Genomic DNA, 1,216 nt, shown 5'->3' with positions numbered 1-1,216 from the left:
GGTCTGACTGAACACACGCGCCACAGAGCGCTTTGAGGCACCCCGCCCCCAAAGCCACTAATTCAGCAGGCTCCTAGGCCGTTGTGGGCGCTGGTGGGTCCGCCGCGGTGGTGGGGTTGGGCGTGGTCGGTGTGGCGGATGGGGGCGTCGCAGTAGGGGGTGCGGCAGGTGTGGTCGCGCAGCGCAATGAATGTCGCTAGCCCTCTGGGGAAGTGGCGGGCGCGGGTTTCCATGGCGATCAGCCCGCCGGGTCGGCGGTAAAGCCGCCGCAGGGTGGCCTTGGAGCGCGTGTCGGTGGCGGCGTCGGCGATCAGGTGGCGGGCGATGGCGGCGGGGATGGGGCCGTAGCCGTCGAGGTGGGCGGGTTCGGTATCGCCGGCGAGCAGGGTGTCGTCGGTGAGAACGAGATTGACGTTGACCGGGACCGGGACGTCGGCGGGGCGGCCGGTGACCCGTTCGACGAGGGTGTCGGCCATGATCTGCCCGCGGGTGCGCCCGTCGAAGGTGGTGTCGGCGGCGCGCTTGCAGGCCGCATACACCGCCACGCCTTGGGCGACCGGCAGCAGCACCGATACGTAGGCCATGGCGTCGGGGGCGGGGCGGATCGTCAGGGTGCGTTCGGCGGCGGCTTTGGCAGCGCGGTCGACCACGGCCTGCGGGTCGAGCCGGTAGGCGATGTTCTTGGCGGCGGCGGTGATGCGTTTGTCGCCCATGCCGGCCAGCGCGGCGATGTCGGCGCACAGTTTGGCGTCCAACGCCCGGCGGTCTTCGACCGACAGGCAGGCCGATTCGCGCACGATAAGGGTGGCCCGCCATTCTGAGAGCGCGCCGGATTCCAGTGCGGCCAATGTGTAGGGCATTTCGAAGACCAGCGCGGTGGCGAATCCCAGGTGCCGCCCGCCGCGGTGCGGGGAGTCGCGCCGGGCCAGTCCGACCTCGCTGGCCAGCCCGCGCAGCTGCTTGGCCCGTGGCACACCCTTGGCGGCCTCGGCGGCGCGGCGGCGTTCGACCAGGGCCGCGGTCACCCTGGCCTGGGCAGCGGCTGCCGCGGCCTTGACCCGCTCCAGCCTGGCGATCTCATCGACCAACCCGGTTTCGTCCGCCTCCAGCAAATCGAACATGTGTTCGAGTATAAGGAGGTCCACTGACTCAAACTTTTTGACAGGGTCGCGTTATCCACAACGCGGCCGATGTTGAGGAGGTTGAGTGAGGGATG

The 1,216-nt window shown here is 69.7% G+C and carries 1 pseudogene; it reads right to left on the bottom strand.

What is annotated here, in order from left to right:
- Nucleotides 1–65: 65 nt before the first annotated feature.
- Nucleotides 66–1,121, bottom strand: a pseudogene (locus CQY20_RS33825) (HNH endonuclease); the annotation flags it as partial.
- Nucleotides 1,122–1,216: the final 95 nt, after the last annotated feature.

Origin of the sequence: Mycolicibacterium agri, from assembly GCF_002553505.1 — a bacterium.
Lineage (GTDB): Bacteria > Actinomycetota > Actinomycetes > Mycobacteriales > Mycobacteriaceae > Mycobacterium > Mycobacterium agri.
Note: the sequence above shows the minus strand (reverse complement) of the source record. Positions and strands in the feature narration are given on the sequence as shown.